3 protein-coding genes are annotated in these 1,143 nt (G+C 73.6%); all 3 read left to right on the top strand.

Features of this window, described 5'->3' with window-relative positions:
- Positions 1–205, top strand: a 205-nt coding sequence (locus tag ACFWJO_RS38795) for an alpha/beta fold hydrolase (protein WP_386872920.1), incomplete at its 5' end; no start/stop codon positions are given.
- 24 nt (positions 206–229) lie between these two features.
- The gene (locus ACFWJO_RS38800) at positions 230–754 is read left to right on the top strand and encodes an alpha/beta fold hydrolase (RefSeq protein ID WP_386872922.1); all 525 of its coding nucleotides are present in this window, start codon (positions 230–232) and stop codon (positions 752–754) included.
- Positions 751–1,143 (top strand): carboxymuconolactone decarboxylase family protein (locus tag ACFWJO_RS38805; RefSeq protein WP_386872924.1); only part of this gene is annotated, 393 nt, incomplete at its 3' end. The genes ACFWJO_RS38800 and ACFWJO_RS38805, both read left to right, overlap by 4 nt.

The raw sequence follows: 1,143 nt of genomic DNA on the forward strand, positions 1-1,143 counted from the left end.
CTTCCGTGTCCTCGTGGTCGGCGCCGGCCTCGGCACCGGCGCGCACGCGCTGTGGTCGCTCGCCGCAGACCGCATGGGCGAGGACACCTTCGTCGTCGGCTACGACCTGCCCGGCCACGGCGCCTCCGCGCCCCATGCCGAGCCGTACACGATCGCGGAGCTGGCGGACGCCGTCGTCGCCGCCGTGGACCGCCTGCGGGACTAGGGCTCGATCCCGGCGGAGGTGCCGGTGTTCTTCGCCGGTGTCTCGCTCAACGGCTGCGTGGCACTGCAGCTGGCCCTCGACCACGCCGACGAGATCGCCGGGGTGGCCGTCATCTGCTCGGCCGCCAAGATCGGCGAGCCGCAGGCCTGGCGGGAGCGCGCCGAGCTGGTCGAGCGGGCCGGCACGCCGACCATGGTGGCCGGTTCGGCCGAGCGCTGGTTCGCCCCGGGGTTCATCGAGCGCCATCCGGAGCGCGCCACGGCCCTGCTGCACACGCTTCAGGAGGCCGACCGGCACTCCTACGCCCGGCTGTGCGAGGCGCTCGGCGACTTCGACGTGCGCGCACGCCTCGCCACGATCACGGTCCCCGTGCTCACCGTGCACGGCGCCCACGACACGGTCACGCCGCCGGCGGCCGGCGATGAGATCGCCGCGGCGGTCCTCGGCGCCACGGTGGTGGCGTTCGACGATGCGGCACACCAGGCTCCCCTCGAGCAGCCGGAGGCCACGGCCGAGGCCCTGCGCGCGTTCCTGGCGGGTGCACGGTGAGCGGCGGTCAGGCCCCGATCGGGCACCAGATGGACCGCACGGCGCAGGAGATCCTCGACGCCGGGATGGCCGTGCGCCGAGAGGTGCTCGGGGACGCCCACGTGGACCGCGCGGAGGCGAAGAAGGACGAGACCACGGAGGACTTCCAGAACCTCATCTCCCGGTACGCCTGGGGCACCATCTGGACGCGGCCCGGCCTGGACCGGCGGATGCGCTCGGCGGTGACCATCACGGCGATGGTCTCGGGCGGCTACTGGGACGAGTGCGCCATGCACCTGCGCGCCGCCCTGCGCAACGGGCTGAGCCGGGAGGAGATCCAGGAGATCCTGCTGCAGACCGCGATCTACGCCTCGGTTCCGGCCGCGAACATCGCCTTCAAGCTGGCCCAG

Source organism: Streptomyces sp. NPDC127092 (assembly GCF_042722475.1).
Lineage (GTDB): Bacteria > Actinomycetota > Actinomycetes > Streptomycetales > Streptomycetaceae > Streptomyces.